This is a genomic window from Ornithinimicrobium sp. INDO-MA30-4, assembly GCF_021535045.1.
GTDB lineage: Bacteria > Actinomycetota > Actinomycetes > Actinomycetales > Dermatophilaceae > Ornithinicoccus.
The window spans coordinates 2,134,876-2,155,628 of sequence record NZ_CP091056.1 but is presented as its reverse complement, the minus strand read 5'-3'; the positions used below and the strand labels follow the sequence as shown (position 1 = coordinate 2,155,628).

General features: G+C 61.2%; 20 protein-coding genes and 1 pseudogene. 8 read left to right on the top strand and 13 right to left on the bottom strand.

All coding sequences use genetic code 11. The features are described from left to right. The first annotated feature begins 514 nt into the window (after window positions 1-514). A complete protein-coding gene (locus L0A91_RS12935; RefSeq protein ID WP_235244810.1) occupies window positions 515-2,053 on the top strand; it encodes a hypothetical protein in 1,539 nt (512 codons plus the stop codon). On the opposite strand, the gene L0A91_RS12930 is transcribed toward L0A91_RS12935, so the two are convergent. From L0A91_RS12930 to L0A91_RS12905, 6 genes are all read right to left on the bottom strand, one after another. After that, window positions 2,050-3,021: an ATP-grasp fold amidoligase family protein gene (locus L0A91_RS12930; protein ID WP_235244809.1), complete on the bottom strand. Its 972-nt coding sequence runs from the start codon at window positions 3,019-3,021 to the stop codon at window positions 2,050-2,052. The genes L0A91_RS12935 and L0A91_RS12930 overlap by 4 nt on opposite strands. Window positions 3,022-3,370: 349 nt before the next feature. Next, window positions 3,371-3,664 carry a hypothetical protein gene (locus tag L0A91_RS12925; protein ID WP_235244808.1) on the bottom strand — a complete coding sequence of 98 codons (294 nt, stop codon included), beginning with the start codon at window positions 3,662-3,664 and terminating at the stop codon, window positions 3,371-3,373. A 68-nt stretch (window positions 3,665-3,732) separates the two neighbouring features. Further along, window positions 3,733-4,146 carry a glycosyltransferase gene (locus tag L0A91_RS12920; RefSeq protein WP_235244806.1) on the bottom strand — a complete coding sequence of 138 codons (414 nt, stop codon included), beginning with the start codon at window positions 4,144-4,146 and terminating at the stop codon, window positions 3,733-3,735. A gap of 108 nt (window positions 4,147-4,254) precedes the next feature. Further along, window positions 4,255-4,815 carry a hypothetical protein gene (locus L0A91_RS12915; RefSeq protein WP_235244804.1) on the bottom strand — a complete coding sequence of 187 codons (561 nt, stop codon included), beginning with the start codon at window positions 4,813-4,815 and terminating at the stop codon, window positions 4,255-4,257. Continuing rightward, window positions 4,737-6,302: a glycosyltransferase family 2 protein gene (locus L0A91_RS12910; RefSeq protein WP_235244803.1), complete on the bottom strand. Its 1,566-nt coding sequence runs from the start codon at window positions 6,300-6,302 to the stop codon at window positions 4,737-4,739. Before L0A91_RS12910 ends, L0A91_RS12915 begins: the two co-directional genes overlap by 79 nt. A gap of 70 nt (window positions 6,303-6,372) precedes the next feature. Further along, window positions 6,373-6,711: a hypothetical protein gene (locus tag L0A91_RS12905; RefSeq protein ID WP_235244802.1), complete on the bottom strand. Its 339-nt coding sequence runs from the start codon at window positions 6,709-6,711 to the stop codon at window positions 6,373-6,375. Between the two features lie 132 nt (window positions 6,712-6,843). Between L0A91_RS12905 and L0A91_RS12900 the strand changes: the two genes are divergently transcribed. From L0A91_RS12900 to L0A91_RS12890, 3 genes are read left to right on the top strand one after another with little or no spacing between them, the layout of a single operon-like run. Beyond that, complete coding sequence (locus tag L0A91_RS12900) at window positions 6,844-7,344, top strand: hypothetical protein (RefSeq protein ID WP_235244801.1); 501 nt, start codon at window positions 6,844-6,846, stop codon at window positions 7,342-7,344. An 8-nt stretch (window positions 7,345-7,352) separates the two neighbouring features. Beyond that, window positions 7,353-7,985 (top strand): glycosyltransferase family 2 protein, encoded by a 633-nt coding sequence (locus L0A91_RS12895; RefSeq protein WP_235244800.1) that lies wholly within the window; start codon window positions 7,353-7,355, stop codon window positions 7,983-7,985. After that, window positions 7,922-8,815 (top strand): hypothetical protein, encoded by an 894-nt coding sequence (locus L0A91_RS12890; RefSeq protein ID WP_235244799.1) that lies wholly within the window; start codon window positions 7,922-7,924, stop codon window positions 8,813-8,815. The genes L0A91_RS12895 and L0A91_RS12890 overlap by 64 nt, the downstream gene beginning before the upstream one ends. Before the next feature lie 10 nt (window positions 8,816-8,825). On the opposite strand, the gene L0A91_RS12885 is transcribed toward L0A91_RS12890, so the two are convergent. The 6 genes and pseudogenes from L0A91_RS12885 to L0A91_RS12860 form a co-directional block, all read right to left on the bottom strand. Continuing rightward, window positions 8,826-9,743: an SGNH hydrolase domain-containing protein gene (locus L0A91_RS12885; protein ID WP_235244798.1), complete on the bottom strand. Its 918-nt coding sequence runs from the start codon at window positions 9,741-9,743 to the stop codon at window positions 8,826-8,828. Continuing rightward, a complete protein-coding gene (locus L0A91_RS12880) occupies window positions 9,719-10,897 on the bottom strand; it encodes an acyltransferase (RefSeq protein ID WP_235244796.1) in 1,179 nt (392 codons plus the stop codon). The genes L0A91_RS12885 and L0A91_RS12880 overlap by 25 nt, the downstream gene beginning before the upstream one ends. Window positions 10,898-10,934: 37 nt before the next feature. Then, window positions 10,935-12,380 (bottom strand): hypothetical protein, encoded by a 1,446-nt coding sequence (locus L0A91_RS12875; RefSeq protein ID WP_235244795.1) that lies wholly within the window; start codon window positions 12,378-12,380, stop codon window positions 10,935-10,937. Then, complete coding sequence (locus L0A91_RS12870; protein WP_235244794.1) at window positions 12,377-13,006, bottom strand: hypothetical protein; 630 nt, start codon at window positions 13,004-13,006, stop codon at window positions 12,377-12,379. The genes L0A91_RS12875 and L0A91_RS12870 overlap by 4 nt, the downstream gene beginning before the upstream one ends. Before the next feature lie 286 nt (window positions 13,007-13,292). Next, window positions 13,293-14,389 (bottom strand): annotated as a pseudogene (locus tag L0A91_RS12865) (inositol-3-phosphate synthase). Between the two features lie 71 nt (window positions 14,390-14,460). Further along, a complete protein-coding gene (locus L0A91_RS12860; protein WP_235244793.1) occupies window positions 14,461-14,976 on the bottom strand; it encodes a PadR family transcriptional regulator in 516 nt (171 codons plus the stop codon). Between the two features lie 147 nt (window positions 14,977-15,123). Between L0A91_RS12860 and L0A91_RS12855 the strand changes: the two genes are divergently transcribed. The 4 genes from L0A91_RS12855 (at window position 15,124) to L0A91_RS12840 (ending at window position 18,810) form a co-directional block, all read left to right on the top strand. Further along, window positions 15,124-17,460: a transglycosylase domain-containing protein gene (locus L0A91_RS12855; RefSeq protein WP_235244792.1), complete on the top strand. Its 2,337-nt coding sequence runs from the start codon at window positions 15,124-15,126 to the stop codon at window positions 17,458-17,460. 71 nt (window positions 17,461-17,531) lie between these two features. Beyond that, window positions 17,532-17,705: a hypothetical protein gene (locus tag L0A91_RS12850; protein WP_235244791.1), complete on the top strand. Its 174-nt coding sequence runs from the start codon at window positions 17,532-17,534 to the stop codon at window positions 17,703-17,705. After that, window positions 17,702-17,917 (top strand): hypothetical protein, encoded by a 216-nt coding sequence (locus L0A91_RS12845; protein ID WP_235244790.1) that lies wholly within the window; start codon window positions 17,702-17,704, stop codon window positions 17,915-17,917. Before L0A91_RS12850 ends, L0A91_RS12845 begins: the two co-directional genes overlap by 4 nt. After that, the gene (locus L0A91_RS12840; RefSeq protein ID WP_235244789.1) at window positions 17,863-18,810 is read left to right on the top strand and encodes a glycosyltransferase 87 family protein; all 948 of its coding nucleotides are present in this window, start codon (window positions 17,863-17,865) and stop codon (window positions 18,808-18,810) included. Before L0A91_RS12845 ends, L0A91_RS12840 begins: the two co-directional genes overlap by 55 nt. Here the strand turns inward: L0A91_RS12840 and L0A91_RS12835 are convergent. Beyond that, the gene (locus L0A91_RS12835; protein WP_235244788.1) at window positions 18,768-20,183 is read right to left on the bottom strand and encodes an acyltransferase family protein; all 1,416 of its coding nucleotides are present in this window, start codon (window positions 20,181-20,183) and stop codon (window positions 18,768-18,770) included. The two genes, L0A91_RS12840 and L0A91_RS12835, sit on opposite strands and share 43 nt — an antisense overlap. Between the last annotated feature and the right edge of the window lie 570 nt (window positions 20,184-20,753).

Below are 20,753 nucleotides of genomic sequence, written 5' to 3'. Positions count from 1 at the left end.
TTTCGGCTTTAGCCCTAGCAACCGCTTCTTTGCGACGAGCCGCGTTTTCGGTGCGCTTCTCTCTGGCCTCAGCCAACCGCGCACGGGTCTTGACCAGCTTGGCGCTTTCTTCGGCTAACGCGGTGCCACGCTGTTCGTGTTGCTGTCGGATCTTTTCATTCGCCTGCTCTAACCGCACGACGTCAGCGCGTAATTGGCGTCGCTGCTGATCCAGGTCGCGTAGTTGGGCACGAACTTCATTCAGTTGAGTCCGTTGCTCCTCCAACTTTTCGTCACGCCAGCCGATAGCGGGCAAGCCACGGACGAAACTACGGGGCAGCTTGCTCATGAAACCTCTTCACCTTGTCCACGGATAGACCCCCATTGTGCTTGGAACAGTAGCCCAGAAAAAGGGGCTCAGCACGCGAGTTTGGGGCACGTGGCGTGGACTTGCGTGCACCACAGCCCTGATGGCACTAGCCTCGGTCGTGACTCCGGTTGACCATAGAAGGAGAGTCCGATTAGCGACATCACGATGGATCCTCAATGGCAACACGCCGTCACCCAGGGCGCGTTTGGCCACGGCTATCTACTGACGTCGGGGGCGCTGTCGTCGTCAATCTTGGTTCAGGGATGGGCGCACCGCAAGGTTGAGGGGCTCCACCTTCATACCAATCCACGCACCAAAGTCACCACCTCAACTGAGCGCTCGCTGGGCACGGTGATCTTCCTCGGCGACCCGCTTGACGTGGATCACGATGAGAACGATGCAACGATCATCGCCGACGCCATCTTGTTCACTCTGCGCACGTCAGGCCCCGAGGCAGCGGTGCGACAGGCCGCCTATCTGAGCGGCCGATGGACCTTGATCCTCCTGCACGGACGCAAACGACTGTCGATCGCTGATCAGGTGCGCTCTCCGTTGTGCTGGATAGTCCCGGACACCATGGGGAGCCAAGGCTCGTACTACAACACAACCCCTCAGAGCTTTGCCTACGCTTCATCTGCATCCCTGGTAGCCATGGCAGCAGGTTCGCCGACCTTGGACAACCTTGAGGGCATCCGCGATGAGATCAAGCGGATTCGCCCCAAGGGCGTCACCTACTTGCCGGGCACGATGACGGCGTACGAGGGTGTGCAGCCCATCCTGCCCAACTGCCTCCTCGAAATTGACCGGCGAGCGCCCGACCAATCACGACACCGTCGCTTTTGGCCGTGGAAACCCAATGAACCTACCGATGACATCGACGAGGTCTACGGACAATACAAAGAGCAGTTCGGCGCCTATCTACGGCTCGCCGCTCGCGATAGGAGAGTGGGCGTAAGCCTGACTGGTGGCCAGGACAGCACTGGCATGTTGGCCCACCTGTTTCCATACCTGGGCAAGGACGCCTTCGCCTTCACCTATTTCAACCCCAACAATACGGAGCCCGGCACCGCCAGCGATGTCTTCTTGGCAAATGAACTTGCGGGCAGACTCGGTCTACAACATCGGGTCCTGCAGTGGCGTGGCCCGGAACCTGAGTCGCCCTACAACGAGATTCACCGGCGAATGAATCCGACGCACTACGTTTCCCATGGGGCAGCCCATGCCATGTGGGCTGATCTGCCGAGCAACTTCACCCACATCAACTCCCTCGGTGGCGAGATCGGAACCACCTACGCGCGTGCCCGCGACTACCGGGAACCGGACCCCATCTGGTTCACCAGGTTTTGGATGAGCGACAAATTCACCAAGTACCGTCGCTACCTCAACAGCTTTGAGCACTACTTGGACTACACCGACTTCTCGGTCGAGAACATGGCTGACTACGACCAGCACAACGTCGCTTACTGGGAGTTGCGGGTCGGCAAGTGGGGATACACCAAATTCCTCGACGCCGACCAGGGGCACCGCTGTATCCCGGCCTTTAATGATCGCCGGTTGATCGAGATCATGCTTCGTCTGCCTCAAGAGCACTTAGAAGGTAAGGCCCTCTATCAGCGGACCTTCGCCGAGCGACCGCGATTTCAGCCTGTCAGCGCACCCTCAGCCGGGCGCAAGGTATGGCTCACCGGGGACGACAGCCTCTAGTCAGGGACTCCGCACCAGCGACCGCAGGCTTGAGTGTGTTCTGCCGTTTCACGAATATCGAGGCGGTGGGACCAATGTTGGGGTGGGTAGCGATTAGGTGCATGATGCTCGCCATACAGACGGCCGTATGGACGCCCGTGGGCGACATCAAGATCGACGTAGTAGCGCGCTGCATCCCATGCCTCACCTAGCGCCTGATCGACCTGAGGTACATAGGCGAACTCACCGCCTGGACCGCGGGTCAACTCCCCAAGCACTGGACCAGTGCGCGTTTGATAAAGGTCAACCCGGACGAAAGCGGTGCCAATCGCCCGGCTCAGATGCCTCGCGATCTCAACCATCTCTTCGTAGTTGGCCGGCAGTGGGATGTCTGCATCGACCGGCGCACCCTCCATCGCCTGTCCCACATCATTTCCCTGCGCATCGACATACCGCCGACTCACGCTCGATGGGTCTCCGTGGCGGCCGACTCGGCGCAGCAGCGTGTGCCCGATATTTCCATAGAAGGCATAAATCTTGATGTCATCTGGGATGTCGCCACCACCGGGCTGATCCAGAAATTCCTCGGCAAAGTAAGGTGCCATCACACTGCCCTTGGCCGCCTGAGCCGCAAAGAAAGCCCTGATCCCCTCGGCCGAGTAGACCTTACTGCCATCAGCCATCTCGTATGTGTCGTCACCAACGCGAATCAATGGCAGCACGCCCTGGCTTCCGGCTCCTCCATCTGCCTTAATCACAAACCTGTCTGGGAGAGCATCCACCTGAATCGAGGCTGGGTTGGCAAAGACTTCAAAGACTTCCGGAACAGGCACGCCGTGGCTCATAGCAAGCCGGTAGTTGTGCAGCTTGTTCGGCATCTGTCGCAACGGGTGGACATGCTCTCGGTCCAGGGTCCGCAGCATGGCCGTCGTGCGACGAAACTCGAACAGTGAGCGAGTGAACGAAGAGGCCTTCCCAGTTGCTACCAAACCTGGAGCCAGCGCTTGTGACCGGCTCTTGCTGAGTTCTTTTCCAGAGCCCCCAGTTCACGGTGGAGTTCTTTGCGATCTGCCACCAACTCCTCAAGCCGGCCCTGGCGCGTCCTCGCATGCTCTCGCAGCTCGAGAATCGTGGCTTTCCGCTTGGCCAGCTGCTCGTCGCGCCAGCCGATACCCGGCATCGACTTGAGGACTCTATCTGGCAATTTGCTCACGGATCACTCACTTCACAGCGCAGGGGAAACCTCTAACGACAGTATCTCGATGGTCGCGAGGCCGCACTCGCGGCACCCGCAGACGCCAAGCCACGCCAGCGTGTGGCGCTCCTTCAAATCACCCGTCAGGAGAGGGTGAACATGCGCGGCAGATCACTCAGCCAGTAGATCTTCGTTGACCAGCCATCCGCCACCGAATCGTCTCGCAGCATCAACGTGGCAAGGCCATCGCGGCAGGCCAGGAACGCGAATGCCTCGGGCGGTGCGGAAGATCTCAAATCGAGCGCTAGGTCGTCGCGGGAGAAGTCAACAATCTGCGCGCTAGCCCACTTCAAGACAACCTGCTCTGAGCCTGTATGCACCACGGTGAACGAATCGGCTAGCTCGGCATCTGCCAGCCGTCTGACGGGGATATTCACCAATGCGAAATCGGCGGGCGCGCCCGCGAACTGAAGTTCAGCGGTGCCGGGCAAAGTCGGTGATCGACTTACCTCGACGGTGACCGAGGGTCGACCCATATCCGCCCTGGGCGCACACCACCAGCGACCGAGTCCGATCGCTCTGGTTCGGTGAGGGAGGCGAGACGGTCTGCAAAACCGGCGCGCCCATACCGGCGCCGTACTTCGGCCAGCGTGCGCTCGACGCGTTCTTGGTAGGCGACAGAATCTGCGGCATACCTCCCGATCAGGGCTTGCGCCTGCCCGGGCAGCGCGTAATCCACCGTGTCCCCAAAAGTGCTGCGGTGCTTGGGGTGAACGATCGTGAGCACGCCACTGGCCGCCGCTTCCAAGATGACCCGGCCAAAGGCTTCGTTGGCATCGGCGTGATCGAGGTAGAGGAAGAAGTCCAATTCCGCAGAAAGTCGAGAGTTTCCATGCTGCGGTGGGGCACGAGCTGCCAATTATCCGGCAGGTCATCCAGGGTCTGCTCTTCCAGAGCCGCTAACTTTTCAGCGTCGCCTGCGCGCCCATCATCCGGACTTCATATCCTGGACCAAAGGCATAGCCTTCTAGGACCTCGGCAAAGGTCTCACCGAACTTGATCCGGTCATCACGGGAGTAGCGACCGATGACAATCGGATCGCCCATGGGGCGGGCTGGGCGGGCCAGCCACTCAGCGGGATCGATGAGCCCTGGGTTGTCCCAGTCAGTGAGTTGCACATCCGGGTCTTGAGCTTGCAAAACACCCCTAATGTGCGGGCTCTGCGGCACCCAAGTGGGCTGACTGCCAAAGAGCTCAGCGGTGCGATGCGTGACATCGGAGACGACGTAGCGCTGGTCGCTTCCATCCGGCTCAAGGGAGCCTGGTTAGCCATCACCAGGACGTGCTTGGCCCGGACAGTCCGCGCAGCATACGGGGGGTATTGCAGGATTGGCGGGTATCGGATCATCAACACGTCGATGTCCACATCGTCGTCCAGTTGCAGCCAGTCCACTTCACCAGCCGCAATCTTGGCCAGCACGGCATCACACAGGGGCAGGTCGCTGGTGGTCATAAACCGCAACGCCTCAAGGTGCATGATGCCGACGCGCAGGCCTGCGGCTTTGGCGGCCTCGATCTCTTCCAGCATTGAGCGCTGCGGGCCGCCATAGCGTCGCCAGTCACCAGCGAACACCACGTCGTAGCGGCGCGCTGGCCCCATGCCCGCCCGGGTGGGGCGGTTCCAACGCCGAGGTTGAGTGAACTGACGCGGCGCGTCCGGGTCCAGGAAAGGACGGCAAGGCCAGTCGCGATCTGTTTATGCCAGGGGCCATAGCTCGACTTGTATTCGTGCCGGGCGCCGTGCCGCCAGCCATTGGAGAACTCTGCTGCCGACAACGTGTCGCCGCCGCGCACGATCGTCAATACTTCGCTGATGTCCCGCAACCGTTTGGGGCCGAAAGCTGCTTCCATCCGGCGCAGGTATTCGGTATCAGCACCTTTGTATGTGGTGTCGAAGAACCCGATCCGGCTCACCACACCGGCAAACCGAAACATCAACGATGTAGCGACGGTGAAGCGCGGCCGGTAGCCCGGACGCGTGAACTCCAGGTTCTCCGAAACCCGGACTCCCATCGCGCGGGTAGCAAGTAAGTGGTCGCGTTTGAGCAGGGGCCTGACGAGGACCTCTACAGCCTGGGGGTGCAGGTAGTCATCTGAGTCGAGCACCATCACAAAGTCACCAGTGAGCTGCCGCAAAGCCGTGTTGCGAGCGCGATAGGTCCCGCCATTGACGGCCTTGCGGATCACTCGCACCCTGGAGTCCAAAGCCCCCGCTGCGTCCAGCGTTGCTGCATATTCGGGGCCTGAGCCGTCATCAATCACGAGCAACTCGATGTTGCTCCAGGTCTGCGCCATCGCGGAGCGCACCGCCGTGAGTAACTGGAGACCCGGCTTGAACGCACTCATGATGATGGTGACCTTGGCTGGAGCGGTGACCGCTTCAGCACCCTGCACGGTCAGTCGGTCAAACAGCGTGTCTTCACCCAGCCGGCGTGGGTCATCGCTGGCCATCAACGTCAGCGGCAGCAAACGCTCGGTGTTCATGAGTCGTTCAACCGCAGCGAACCACGCCTGCGGCTCTTGGTCCGCGTGCGACCACGGATTCATCAGGTCTGCTTCAGAACTTGCCCGGACATCGGATCGGACCTTTGGATGATTGAGCAGAGACAGCGCAGCCGTGCGCTCACCCAACACGACATGCAGGTTCAGAAGCAGTTCGACGTAGTTGGGCTTTAGGTCCTCTTCGGCCGCTTCACCCACTGCGAGCGCCAGGATTATTCTCGCCAAAGCGCGGTTCTCTTGGCTAGCCACCTGAACGGCTACCAGTCGCGCGTAATCCATCAATGAGCGAGGGTCCATCTCCGGCTCCAGCCCGGAGGGCTGTTGGGCTGCCCAGCCATCCAGCTCGGCTGGTGTATGCCCTGGCCATGCGCGTTCAGCAACAATTTCGCGCGCATACAGCGACTTAGTCCGCAGTGCCGTCGCCACTAACGCGTTCGTGCCAGCTGTCGCTAGACGCGCGTGGTCAGCAGCAACGGCGCCAGTAGTGCTGCGGGCTGGCTGACCGGAAGTCATTGAGCGTGAGCGTTGTGCTGGGTCCGCTGATCGGCAGGAGCGTTGGCTGATGCGCTGGCTTCTAGTTGCCTTACTGCCTGGTCAAGCTGGCCTGCATCCGGTCCAGCCGACCGACATACTGCGCCTGCATGAGACGGACCGAACCCACCACATCAACATCGGCCACCGTTGGCCCAGGTATCTCTTTGGACTCAGTGACAGCAAGGCGACGGACCTCTTGTCGCACGAAGCGACGCATTTGGCGCACCCGGCGCCAAGAGTCCAAAGCAACGACCAAGATGAGATTGAGGACAACGGCAAATGCCACGCCCGCTAGCACCCATTGCTCACCTGACACCGCAAAGATCGCGACGAGAGAAAGTGCTAGCGATCCGGCCACCAGCACGGCAAGCATCAATGTGGATCGCACGTGGCAACTCCTGTTCTGCGTGATTGGCCCCCATGAGAGGGCGCATAAAATCCGTTCTCAGCAACCACACAATACCGCGTAGGCTCCTGGCCAGAGCAAAAGCAGGAAAATGGTCGTGGCGCATTTCGTGAGGTGAGAGACATCAACAGCACAGCATCGTGGTTTGGGTTCAACCGAGGCATTGCCGCACCAGGGGCGGCGACGAAGGCCACTTTCGTTGCGCAAGCAGCGAAGTCACCCGATGCAGTGGCTCAAGTTGGGCTTCGTTTCGGCACTGAACTTAGCACCGATGGGCTAGCCATGCAGGCCACCCATGGACTGCATACCGCTGAATCTTTGCTTGAAATCGTGCGACCGGGCGCAGGCCGAGCACCCCGATCAGCCGGCTGGGACCACCGCGCGTTGGCCTCCCTAGCGCTCCTCTGGTGCGGACGAGGCCGGACTGAGCGCGAATTAGCTGCCGGAGCCGAGATCTATACCTGGCTTGAGTCGATTCAGGGCACGTGGGCCCAATTGCCCGCCAACCACCATCAGGTCGCTGCCCAAGCGATGTTTTTAGTGGGGCGCAACCAAGAGCTAAGTGCCATGATGGCCAGCCTCACCAAGCTTCCGGGGTTGTCGCCGACTACCTGAAAGTCGATTTGTTAAACCCAACCCAGGTTGAATCTCCTGACAACAATGCTTGGCAGACCTGGGTTAAAGCGCTCTCCGCCCCCTTCATCGAGGCTGGCCTGGCTCCGCTGGCGATCCCCCAGCAGGAGCAGTTTGGCTCGCTGCACTACTTCGATCGCCTCAGTGCCCCCGACGCCGTCGCTGGTCGCGCAACGGGTGAGTTAGTGACGGTGATCATTCCCTGTTTCAGCCCCGATGAAGGCCTGTTGACCTCCGTCGATTCGATCATCAAACAGACCTACCGCAACCTCGAGATCATCATTGTCGACGATGCCTCAGGCCCAGCCTTCCAAGACGTCATCGCCCAGGCGGAAGCGATGGACGAACGGGTCTCGGTGTTGCAGATGGAGCACAATGGCGGCAGCTATATCGGACGCCGTGCGGCTCTAGCCCTCACGAAGGGCACCTATGTGACCACCCAAGACGCTGATGACTGGTCACACCCCCAACGCATCGAGCATCAAGTGGCCGCCTTCACCGACGAGGCCGCTGCTACCCGCAGCGACGCGGTCCGCGCCAAAGATGACCTGACGCATCAGTGGCTGGGCTACCCGGCGATCCGCAACAACGCCTCGTCCCTGATGTTCCGACGCTCCTTCTAGCCAAGATTGGCTCGTTCTTGCCCCTGCGTAAGGGCGCCGACTCCGAGTATGCCGAGCGCCTCGTCGCGTTGGCAGGTCCAGTGATCGACACCCGGACGCCGCTAGCCATCACTCGGCTTCGGATGGGGAGCCTGTCTCGAGGCGACTTCACCTACGGTTGGAGCACCCCGGACCGCAACGCCTTCCGAGGGGCCTACCGGGCCTGGCATCGAGAGCTGCTGGCTCACCCCGAACAAACTCCCGATTCGACACTGGGCGATGACCTCCCGATCGGCGTGCCCACCAGTTTTGTACGAAATTTGCCTGGCCATCCGGTCCCTCGCGATCTCGATGTCGCAGTGCTCGGTGATTTCCGCACGGCAAACCACAAGTCCGGCATCGATGAAGCGGTGCGCAATGTGCTCGCAGCGCTTCCTGCTGAGCAACGCATTGGCGTGTGGCACCAAGAAGCCTTTGGGCGAGCCGGAGCCAAACGGGCCGACATGCATACCGCATGGTGGGACATCGTTCAGTCAGACTCCCGGCTCTCGCCCCTGACTCGACTGACTCAGGCCAGGGTTGGGCGTTTGATCATCACTGACCCGGCCGCGCTATTGCTGCTCGGGCATGCCGACTGCACCGTTACCGTTGGCAGCATCGAGATGTGGCTCACCCCTGCGCCTCTTGAGGTTGCTGCCGGAGAGCCACCACTGGATCTCTTAGCCGCCTCAGACGTGTGCTTCGACTGGTTTGGCCGGCGACCGCGTTGGGTCTTTGCGCCCCACCTCTCAGCGGATCAGCGTGAAGCCGTCGCCGAGGCGATGCCACAGTTGGACGTGTCAGGCAGCTAGACAGCAGCGCCTAACTCAACGACGCTTCAACTGCCGGCACCAGCTGATCGGCGAGAGTCTCGCGCAGCAACTCCACGAAGGTGACGGTGATGTGCGAGCCCTGACGGTAGGTCAGAACGTTTCGATAGACCGGGGAACAGACGTCCTGCTGGCAGACGAACTGATTCATATCGAGGTATGTCGCGGTGGGCACCTGGTCAACGGCAGCGAGGAGGGTGTCACTACCGCTGCCTCCATCGGAGGGCCACGAGCAAGCCTCGTTCGGGTTGTCCATATTCTCTGCCACACACTCATACGGAGTAACCCCTGGCTCCGGCTGCGGGGTGTCAGAGATGACCACCACCGGTATGCCCAGTTCACCCATAGTGTTCCACTTCTCGACATACCCGGCGCTCATCGCCTCTTGGCTTTTGCCGTCGCCGTCCACCGCTTGCGAAACCACCCCGCTCGTCACGATGAAGTCAGGTTCTGCTCCGACCAACAGCCCCTCAAGCTCCTCGTTCCAAGTCACGCACTCGGGGTAGGTGTCGTCGCCGACGGTTTGTGTGGCGCTACTAAACGCACAACCACTCTTGGTGTAGCTCGTCAACTGCCAGCCCTGCTCAACAGCAATCGCATCGAGAGCCGGCAGCCACTGAGCAATTTTGGAGTCGCCAACAACCGCCACCGAAATATCACCCGTCGTGGCACTCTCACTCAAGCACGGAACGACCTCGGTGTCCTCAACTGCGACCTGGCACCCACGTGCGTACACGTCTGGCACGTCGGCAGTTGCTTGACCAGGGTCAGGGGTGATCACTGGAAACAGCGGGGTGTCATCCGGTCCAGTGCCCAGACCGAAGTCGGCCTCCGCCACCTGAGTTACTTCTTGTTGCTGGGCGCCCACAGCAGCGGCGCTCAACACTAAACCAGCCACAGCACCCAACAAGGTGAAGTTGGCGCCGATAGAAAGTGCGTATCGAGGGGAATCAGACATCGCCTTCGAATACCGGAAACGCTTCTCCACCAGGTGATATCCAGCCCAGGCCGGCACCACGGAGGCTGCAGCAAGCACGAGGCCTTGCAGCAAGCCCGCATCGCCCCAGATCCAGACGCCAGCGGAGAGAATCGGCCAGTGCCACAGATACAACGAGTAAGACAGCCCACCAATCCACACCAGGGGCTAAGCCCCAGCACGCGCACCGGCCCTTGCTCTTCGGCCTTGAATCCACCGACGATGATCAAGGCGGTCGCTAGCGTCGGGGCCAAGGCTGCCGCTCCGGGCCAGGGAGTTTCAAGAGTGATGAGTGCCAGGCCAACAAACAACAGCAGCAAGCCGAGCCACGCGACGATGGCGCCAACCCGCTGACTCAACCGATCCCACGTCGGGGCGAGGACTGCAACAAGCGCACCGATACCCAACTCCCAGAGCCGAGTCGTCGTGACAAAGTAGGCACGCTCGGGCGACGCCATCGTGTAGTAGATGCCCCAGGTCAGCGAAGGCACAACGACAAGCGCGAGCAGGCCAATGGCCAACGTGCCCCGTAGCGGCAACCGGAACTCGCCAGCGGCCTCACTTCGCCGCACCAGCCAACGGCTCACCAGTGCCAAGCCAATGATCAGCAGCGGCCAGATCACATAGAACTGTTCTTCAACCGCTAGCGACCAAAAGTGCTGGACGGGTGAGGGCTCGACGTCCTCAGCCAAATAGTCGACGGAGCGGGCAGCGAAAACCCAGTTGACGACATACAGGGCCGACGCGGCGATATCGGTGCCAATCAGAGACCACTGAATGCGCGAAGCAAAGAGCCAACTGACGATGGCGGTGAAGACCAGCACCATGGCCGCAGCGGGCAGAAGGCGTTTTGCTCGCCGAGCATAAAAACCTGGAAGGTTGACCGTTCCAGTGCGTTCCACTTCGCTGACCAGTTGGGTCGTGATGACGAAACCCGAAACGACGAAGAACATGTCCACGCCGATGAACCCGCCGGGCAACAGTGATGCGCTTGCGTGGTGAATCAAGACGAAGACAACCGCCAGGGCACGCAAACCCTCGATATCGCGTCTAAAGCGCCGGGGCGGTGGGGCGGTTTCGGTGCTCACAACCAGTTAGTTTCTCATGCCTGCCGAAGCTAGGGCATCAGCGGCGCATGACCACTTGCAAGAGCCGATCTCGGGTCGCGGAATGGTCAAAGTGGGCAAGTGCCTGCTCACGCGCCAGGCCGCTAGCCTGCTCCCAACCCGACTCCACCACTTCACGTATGCGCTTGTCGGCTTCGGCGACATCGTTCACCACCCACTCAGCGGGGTAAAACTGGGCGGCACCGCCGTGGGTGTCTAGCAAAGGCCAGTCGCGCACGATGGGCACCGACCCTGAGGCTGCGCCCTCAATCAAACCTAGATGCCACCCCTCACGGGTGCTGGAACTGATGATGAAGCCGATATCGGCAAGGTGTGAGCGCACATCTGAGGTCTGGCCCACCACCTGCACACGATCACCCAGCGTCGCTATGCGGTGTTGCACCTGCGCCTGATAGGTGCACGCGTCCCTATCACTATTCACATCAAAGCCCGGGCCAATCAGCACCAGCCGGCGGGCAGGGTCGCGCTCAAGCAGGTCAAGAGCAAAGTCGACGTGCTTCACCTTGCGTCCCCAACCGACCATCCCCAGATTGCCGCTAGCACCGGCAGTCTTGGGTGCTGGCTCTTCGCTGAGGTCGGGGCGGTAGGGCTGCACTACCTGGGGTCGTTTGCTCTTTGTCCGATCCCCCACCAATTGCGTGAACAATGACCCCATGGACGGATTTGCGACAGCAACTGCGTCGACTCCACGCCAGTCGATCAAGTGGATCCATGGGTCGAGCAAGTCGAGGCTGTGCAGGCGGGTGACATAGCGCGTGCCCTTAGGGCGCAGGTGGGAGGCCCACATGGTCGCGGCATCTCCCCAGTCGCCCAGGACGACGTCGCGACGGCGCAACAGCTTGGCCAGATGAGCGAGGGCAGCGACATACCGGGCAAGCAGTGGGTCATCGACAGGCTCCCCGTCAATGGTCTGCTCAGCCAGATCGACCCTGCCTTGCCGCATCGCATCCAGCAGCAGCAAGTCGCTCGAGCTGGGACGGCGCTTGGTGAAATCGCGAAAGCTCAGAGTTTTGGCAACCTGGATGCTGGCGAAACCACCCACAGCGTTAACGACATCCTGATGGAACTGGCCGTAGGCACCAGGCATCACCAGCAGCCGAAGCTTACCTGGGGACACACGTCTTCCCCGGACCTTGGCGGCTCCAGGTCGTGGACGTGATTCATCGCCCAAGCGCGTCCACGTGTGTGAAGAGCGCAACGCGGCCAAATGGCGCGCGGTATCGCTGACTAAAGGCGACTCGTCGACTTCCGCAGTTCGCGAGCGGTGGAAGATGAGCTCCATGGCTGCGGCGGTCAGGATGATCGCGAGAGCGGGATCTCGTGGCAGTTGGCAATCGGCCGTCGCGAGCAGAGCACTGCTTTGTTGGTCCGACTCTTGGTCGCTCGGCGGGTTCTCGGACTTCCAGCGCAGCACGGTCTGCCAGGCCTCCAGAGTCTCGATCACCCAGGCGGGCCCTGCGCGGCATTGGCTTTAACCCGATCCAAAGCCACACCTGCCTGCGTTGCAGGCAAATATCTGCAGAGGGCCTCAGCCAACAGGGCCATCTCGCGCCACGGAGCTAATGCGGCTGGGGCTGCGGCGAGGTCCAAGGTGTCGAGGGTCTGCAGGGCTGAACGCGTCGCTTCTACCTTGATCGCAGAAAGGTGGGTGTCGCTCAAGACGGAGGTTGCCTGTTCCAGACACTCAGTCCAGGCGTTCAGCGTTGCCCGCGATGTCTCGCCTATCGCTGAGACCGAAAGCACCGTCGCCGCCGTGTCGATCAGCGCGAGCGCGCGTTGGGACACCTTATCGAGTCCGACAATGACATCGCTTTGGGCCACCGCATTTCGCCAAACCTCGTCGCCGCCTAGCTGCTTGGCCCATCCCCTAGGACTACGTGAAGGGCGGCTGATGACGCGGGTCAGGCTGGAAGGCCGAGCAACCCAGAAAACTTCTGCTCCCTCGATTTCCCCCAACTCATCAGCGCCATCTCCACTCACCCAAACGCTGAAATGCGTTGGCGCACAAGCACTCCACTGGCTCATCTGTTCTTTGACGACGGCCAGCGAAGGCTGCTGAGCGACCAGCATCACACGGGTGGCTGGTCCTCTCACGAGGACGGAACTGTGCACAATCGGCACTGTAGTGCACCGAGCATTGCCCAAGCGGGGAAAGCCGCTGACTCCCAGGTCGCACGGCCTGGCGTCAGCGGCGCGCGGGGCGGAGAGGACAGGGGCAACATATCCAGCGTCGGACCCTCATTAAACGGGTCCGGTGGATCTGCTGGGATCGGGTCAGCATTCGCGGCTAGCGCGGGTATGACGGAAACTTTAGTTCCGGCACACCCGCGCTTGAAGAAGTGCTTACGTGGCAGTCCTAGTTGGCTGCGGCCACGGTTGCTGGGTCTTCACCACGGATGAAGGCCTCCACGGCTGCGCGACCCTCGGAGTCGGGCAGCTGCTGCGGGGCGACTTCATCAGGTAAGACGACGCCGACAGGATCGGGCCACCGAGGCCACGGTCCTTGGCGATCTTGGCGGCGCGCAGGGCGTCGATGATGATGCCAGCGGAGTTCGGGGAGTCCCAGACCTCAAGTTTGTATTCCAGGTTCAACGGGACGTCACCGAAAGCGCGGCCTTCAAGGCGGACATAGGCCCACTTGCGGTCATCCAGCCACTGCACGTAGTCGCTAGGACCAATGTGCACGTTGCGAGCGCCGAGGTCCTTCTCAATGTTCGAGGTCACGGCCTGCGTCTTGGAGGTCTTCTTGGACTCCAAGCGCTCACGCTCGAGCATGTTCTTGAAGTCCATGTTGCCGCCAACATTGAGCTGGTAGGTGCGGTCCAAAGCCACGCCACGCTCTTCAAACAAGCGAGCCATCACGCGGTGGGTGATGGTGGCGCCGACCTGCGACTTGATGTCGTCACCGATGATCGGGACACCGGCCTCTTCGAACTTGGCGGCCCAGACCGGGTCGGAAGCGATGAAGACGGGCAAGGCGTTGACGAAAGCCACACCGGCGTCGAGTGCGCACTGGGCGTAGAACTTGTCAGCCTCTTCGGAGCCAACAGGCAAGTAGGACACCATCACATCGGCGCCAGATTCCTTCAGCGCTGCGACGACGTCGACCGGCTCGCGCTCAGACTCTTCAATGGTCTCGGAGTAGTAGCGACCCATGCCATCCAAGGTCGGACCACGCTGCACGGACACACCTGTCGGCGGGACATCGGCAATCTTGATGGTGTTGTTTTCGCTGGAGCCAATGGCCTCGGCCAGGTCGAAACCGACCTTCTTGGCGTCCACATCGAACGCAGCGACGAATTCAACGTCACGGACGTGGTACTCACCGAACTCAACGTGCATCAAGCCCGGGACGACCGCCGTAGGGTCGGCGTCCTTGTAGTACTCCACACCTTGCACCAGCGAACTGGCGCAGTTACCAACGCCGACAACGGCGACGCGCACAGATCCCATTGATTACTCCTTGTCCCGGGTGTCACCACGGTGGGTGGCAACACGATCGTGTGTGAGTTGCTCGGCTTCGATCATGCGGGTGATCCAACGAAGATCGGCTTCGGCGGATTCCACACCATGCCGGTGCAACTCGGTGATGTAGTTGTCTTGAGTAGCGCTGCCAGCCCGCGCCGGGCCATTGGCCCGCACTTGCTCCAGCCGCTCCTCCAACCGCGCGCAACGACCCTGCAGGATTCGCAAGCGCACGGTTCGGTCGGTGCGGCCAAAGAAGGCAAAGTGCACCGCAAAGCATCGTCTTCCCAGGCGCTGGGGCCAGCGCTGGTGAGCAGTGACTCAAAGTACTCACGACCTGCGGGCGTCACGGCATACGTAATGCGTGCTCGACGACCTGCAACGGGACGGTCAACCTCCATGAGGTGACCTCGATCCACCATCAGGCGCAGCCGCGGATAGAGCGTCCCGTATGACAGGGCGCGCACGGGGCCGAGCACTCGGTGAACTTCCTTGCGAAGTTCGTAGCCGTGCATCTCGGTGTCCTGCAGCAGCCCAAGAATCGCCAATTCGAGCATGTCTGAACGACGACTCAAGTCAGGTCTCCCGGGCAGTAGTGGATGAAGACAACTGCTCGAATATATCGCATCGATACATTTATGACGAATGCACAGGTGATCCGCGTAGACTCATAAATCGGGCTATTGCCTTGACCGAATTACCGCCGACACAGGAGGACCCGCGTGAGCCGGCGTTCACAGAATGGCTCTACCAAGCCACCGCAGACTCGAGCCAGCGCCAAGAAGGCGCAAAAGCACAAGAAATCCCTGCCCAAGAGGCTGCTGCTGTGGTTTATTGGCCTCGGTTTCGTCGGGTTGATCTTGGGGGCAGGCGCGGTTTTCTTGGCGTACTCCGCCACCGACATCCCGGACCCGAATGAGTTCGCAACCTCTGAGAGCTCCATCATCTACTACGCCGATGGTGAGACCGAGTTGGCCCGATTCACGGGTGGCAACGACCGAGAATCCATCCCGTTGAGTGAGATTCCCGACACTGCGCAGAAGGCGATGCTATCTGCTGAGGACCGTTCGTTCTACGAAAACCAGGGTGTTTCGATCACCGGCACGGTCCGTGCGGCGTACAACAACTTCACTTCAGACTCGACTTCTGGTGGTTCAACGATCACGCAACAGTACGTGAAGAACTACTACCTCACCTCCGAGCAGAGTTACACGCGTAAGTTCAAAGAGTTGATGATCTCGGTCAAGATCGACAATGAGCAGACCAAGGATGAGTTGCTCGGCAACTACCTCAACACGATCTATTACGGTCGCGGTGCCTACGGCATTCAGACCGCCTCGCAGGCCTACTTTGGCAAGGACGCGAGCGACCTGACGCTGTCTGAGGGCGCCTTCCTGGCCTCCGTGACCAACGCTCCGTCGTTGTTTGACCCGGCCCTGGGCGAAGAAAACCAAGAGCGGGCGCAGGAGCGCTTCGACTACGTCATCTCTGGCATGTTGGAGCAGGGCTGGATCGATGAAGCAGCCGCAGACAGCGCCTCCTTCCCCGAGATTCAGGACCCGGAAGAGACCACAGCTACGCAAGGCACCTCCGGTTACATCGCTCAGGCACTCAAGCTTGAGTTGATTAACGATCTTGAGATTCCCGAGACTGACATCGACCGCGGTGGGTTGCGGATCACCAGCACCATTGAGCTAGAGCACCAGGAAGCCGCCGAACAAGCCATCGCTCAGGAGATGCCTCAGACCGAGGACGCTTCTGAGTTGAAAGTTGGTCTGATTTCGGTCGTGCCCGGTGACGGTGCCATCACAGCCATGTATGGCGGTGCGGACTACCAGACCGAGCAGTTCAACATGACAACGGACACCCAGGCTCAGGCCGGTTCCTTGTTCAAGGTCTTCACGTTGGTTGCCGCGTTGGAGCAGACCACCAGCACGTATGACACGTATAACGGCAATTCACCGCAGATCATCGGCGACCCGAACGCTGCGGAACCGTACGAGGTCAACAACTTCAAGAACGAGTCGTTCGGCAACATCAACTTGGTGCGGGCTACGGCCAACTCCGTCAACACGGTGTATGCGCAGTTGAACGCCGATATTGGTGCAGATGCCACTCGGCAGGCAGCCCTTGATCTGGGTCTGCCCGAAGACACCACCGGTTTGACCGATGACCTCGCTAACGTGCTGGGCACGGCCTCGCCGCGAATGGTGGAGATGGCCAACGCCTACGCTGCGATCGCAGCCGAGGGCGAGTTGGCCGACACCTACCTGGTGCGCGACGTGTCGAGCACCAACGGTATCTACGACTACACGGCAGACCCGCAGACTGAGTCAGCCATTGATGCCGACATCGCAGCTGACGTCACGGACGCCATGACCAGCGTCGTCACCGAAGGTTCAGGCACCGGCGCAGGCGATCTTGGTCGCCCCGCAGCCGGCAAGTCGGGCACCAGTGAAAACAACAAGTCAGCGTGGTTCAGCGGATTCACCCCGCAGTTGCAGTCGACTGTCTTGATGATTCGCGGCGATGGCACCGAGTCAATGCAGGACATTGGTGGCATTGACCAGATCACTGGTGGCTCCTTCCCAGTCGCGATCTGGGGTGAGTTCATGCGCCTCGCCCTTGATGGCGAAGAGGTGCTGGAGTTCCCGGCTCGCGTCGGTGTGAACGATGGCTATCAGGACAACGAAGGCAATGGCGTCGCTCCTCCGGCCCCCGAGCCTGAGCCCGCTCCGGAGCCGACCACCGAGGAGCCGACTACCGAGGAACCCACCACGGAAGAGCCGACCACCGAGGAGCCGACCACCGAGGAACCCACCACGGAAGAGCCGACCACGGAGGAACCGGCCCCCGAGCCGACCACGGAAGAGCCCGCCCCCGAGCCTGAGCCTGCTCCGGAACCTGAGCCAGCACCCGCGCCCGAGCCCACAACCCCCGTTGATCCTGGCGGCGGGAACGAAGGCGGCGGGAACGCGGGAGGCAACTCCGGCGAAAACGGCAACTCCGGCGGCAACGCAGGAGGCAACTCCGGCGGCAATGCTGGCGACGGCGGCTAGTCTGCAGCAGTGAGTAGTACCGCTCCATCAAAGGGTGGGGCAGCGCATCGGCGCAGCCCCCACCCTTTGATGTGCCCTCTCATTCCGACCCGGTGGTGGCGATGGCCAGCAATGCCATCGGGGGCCCGTTAGGCCGGTATGCCGTGGTCGGCCGTGACGGGGTGGGCGCCATCATGGCGGCGCTCATGGTGATGGCTTCAGCGGTGATGGCTCTGGGCGTGTTCCAAAAGGTCACTGCCTCATGAAGGGCTGGGTTTCGCCCGACCAATTCTGGCGAGCTTGCTACAGCGATGTGACCGTCGTGAATGTCAGTTCCTCGCTCGCCACCCGCGACTTCCCGTATGCCGGTGAGACCCCCGTTGATCAGCCCCTCTTGAGTGGCTTGGCGATGTGGGTGCTCTCGTGGCTCTCCCCTTCTCCGGCGGAGATATCGCGGCCCAACGCTCGCTCTTCGTGATGTGGGCCCTGGTCTGTCTGATCCTGCTAGCCGCCGGAATCGTGGCCGTTGTGGCGATGCAGCCTGGCCGGCCGTGGCAGGCCGCGCATCTAGCCGCCAGCCCCGTCTTGGTGTTCTTGGCCCTGATCAGCGTTGACCTGCTGGGCGTCATCTTGGTGATCTACGGCCTCTGGGCTTGGCAACGCCGGCACCCTGTCCTCGCTGGGGCTTTACTCGGGGTCGCCTTCCTGATGCGGCCCTATCCGCTGGTCTTCTTGTTAGCCATCGTGTTGGTCTCCATCCCCGCTCGGCGGGTCAACGATGCCCTGCAGGCCGCGCTGGCGTCGGTGCTATCAGCCGTCGCGATCTATCTGCCGATGCTGCTGCTGTATGACAACGCCGTGCTGGCCTCCCCACGCGGATGGCTGACCGCGGGCCCCGGCTATGGCTCACTTATGTTGGTGGTGGAGTCTGCTGGGGTGCCGATCTCCAGCGGCACCGCCACGGGCATTTCCCTGCTGGGCTGGCTCGTCGCCGCAGGTGTGGGCTATCGACTGGCCACCACCAGGTCTCATCCCAGCATCCTGACGATTGCTGCACCGATGACGCTGATCGTGGCGTTAACTGCCCAATCAGTCTCTGCTCAGACGGGCTTGTGGCTGTTGCCCTTCGTGGCGCTTAGTGCTGTGTCGTGGCGTGATCACTTGATCTGGGCCGCGACGGAGATCATCCACTTTGAAGCAGTGTGGCTGCGGATCGCCGACGCCTCCGACCCTGGCCGAGGCCTCGACCCTGGTGGGTACGGCATCTTCGTGGTGATCCGATTTATCGGATGGGGTTGGTTGCTCTGGCAGGTCATGCGGACGCAGCCTCATTTCGTGTATTCAAGCAGCGCCCCCTCCAGCGCGTCTTGAAGGGTGAGGATGTAGGTGTTGGTGACGTGGTTGCTATCTCGATAGACCACAGCCCCACCGATGACAGGCGCGCAGGTCTCCTGCGGGCAGATCCACTCATTCAGGTCAATGAAGCCAGCGCCGCTCGCCTGGGCAGCAAACACGCTGTGCCCGGTGCCTGACCGCGACAACCCGCCAGCGCGATCAAAGGCGCAGGCCGACATGGTCGTTTCGTTCTTGAGCAAACAATCGCCCATGTTCTCCTCTGGCCGAGGAGTGTCGCGAATCAGGGCAACATCAGTGTCATCATCCGTGTAGCGATCGGCCGAAGCGACTAGGCCGTTGCCGATCACTTCATCCCCCGAGGATAAATATTTGGCGCTCGACATGAGGACCAAGTCCGGGTTCAGGTCGTCTATCGCGGCCGACAGGTCACGGTTCCAGGCCAAGCAAGAACTCGCCACGTCACTGCCCACATCCGTGGTTTCATAAATCGGCGGGCACGAGGACTTCGTCATCGCCACGACGCGCCAGCCGTTGACCAGGCCCAATTGATTCAGCGCACTGGTCCATTGGCCCGCGTGCGAATCGCCAACGACAGCCATGACAAACTCCCCGTCGGGATCGCCGCTGAGGCACTGACCGACCGTTGGGTCCTCGAGACCGCGGCGGCAACCTTCTGGCACATAGCTCGGAATATCTGCTTCGAGGTCACCCAAGGACGGGGTCGCTGGGCCCGGATCATCAACCACTGCGCCCGCCGGTGACACGGCCGGGTCTGGAGCCAGAGCCTTCGCGCCATCGAGACCCTGGGCAGCCAAAACGTTGCTTGGGGTGGCCCACGTGGGATCCACCTGAGGAGCCGTTACCGGAGCGGCCACCACCAACAGTGCTCCGGCGGTCACCCCAGCAAGGGTGCATCGAGCGCCAAGGTGCAGGGTCGCTGTCGTGGAGGCCTTCTTGCCCGCCCGGCGGGTGGGCTGCTCCACATACTGGTAGGACAACCACGCGGGAACCAAGGACAAAAGCACGGCGCCCACGCCATACCCCAGTGGCACGTCGTGCCCGGTGCCAAAGAGTGACATCGCCACCACGACAAAGGGCCAGTGCCAGAGATACCAGCTGTAGGAAATCGAGCCCAGGAACTGCATCGGGGCCAGATTGAGCAGCACGCCGGGCCCTGGCCTCGACGCCGAACTGCCCGAGACCAGCACCAACGCCGCACCGAGGGTGGGGATGATCGCTATCCACCCGGGGAACGCGGTGGTGTTGTCCATGCGCAGGATGGAGCCGAAGATCATCACCAGGCCTAGCCAACCCACGACATTTGCCAGTCCGGTTGGGATTCGATCCCACTGAGCAACCCATAGCGCGACGGCCGCGCCAAGGGCCAACTCCCACCCCGAGTATGTGTCACCAAATACGCCGTCGAGGGATCGCTCGCCGTGACTGCGATGGAAAGTCCGTATGACGTGGCAAAGTGGCCGCCACCAGGAGAATCATCACCAGGTGGAGCTTGAGCCGCAGGCGGCGAGCAACGAGTACAGCGATCACGATCATGTCAGCGGGGAGCGATTAGAGAAATACTCATGAGTATGAGACGTCATGAGACAAAAGTGGGTTTCAGAAGGAAAACTGAGATATTCGACCCAGATTTTGAGACACGGCATTCGAATGAGTCGTTGGCTCTAAGCGGGCCGAAGTCGCTAGCGCGCACAGGGAACGCGGATCTATGGGTGCGTGGATCCAGCCTGAACCCCACAGTTGCGTTCGAGGTGCCTTTGTTTCGCGGAGAGCCCATTCAACGGTTGAACGTGGAGGTATTGGTGGCGTCTAGGCCCTTGGATCACTTGAGTTTGGATCAGTCGGTCGCGTTTCTTGCTGAGGTGGAGTCGACGCGGAACTTGCTGGGGTATGGGGTGCGGGTGCTGCGGGATACAGAGTTCTTGGAGACGACCAGGACC

Excerpts from the sequence above, each read along its gene's own strand:
- L0A91_RS12935 (WP_235244810.1), top strand. The coding sequence starts at position 515 with ATGGATCCTCAATGGCAACACGCCGTCACCCAGGGCGCGTTTGGCCAC.
- L0A91_RS12915 (WP_235244804.1), bottom strand. The coding sequence starts at position 4,815 with ATGCTGGAAGAGATCGAGGCCGCCAAAGCCGCAGGCCTGCGCGTCGGC.
- L0A91_RS12910 (WP_235244803.1), bottom strand. The coding sequence starts at position 6,302 with ATGACTTCCGGTCAGCCAGCCCGCAGCACTACTGGCGCCGTTGCTGCT.
- L0A91_RS12870 (WP_235244794.1), bottom strand. The coding sequence starts at position 13,006 with ATGCTGGTCGCTCAGCAGCCTTCGCTGGCCGTCGTCAAAGAACAGATG.
- L0A91_RS12845 (WP_235244790.1), top strand. The coding sequence starts at position 17,702 with ATGAAGGGCTGGGTTTCGCCCGACCAATTCTGGCGAGCTTGCTACAGC.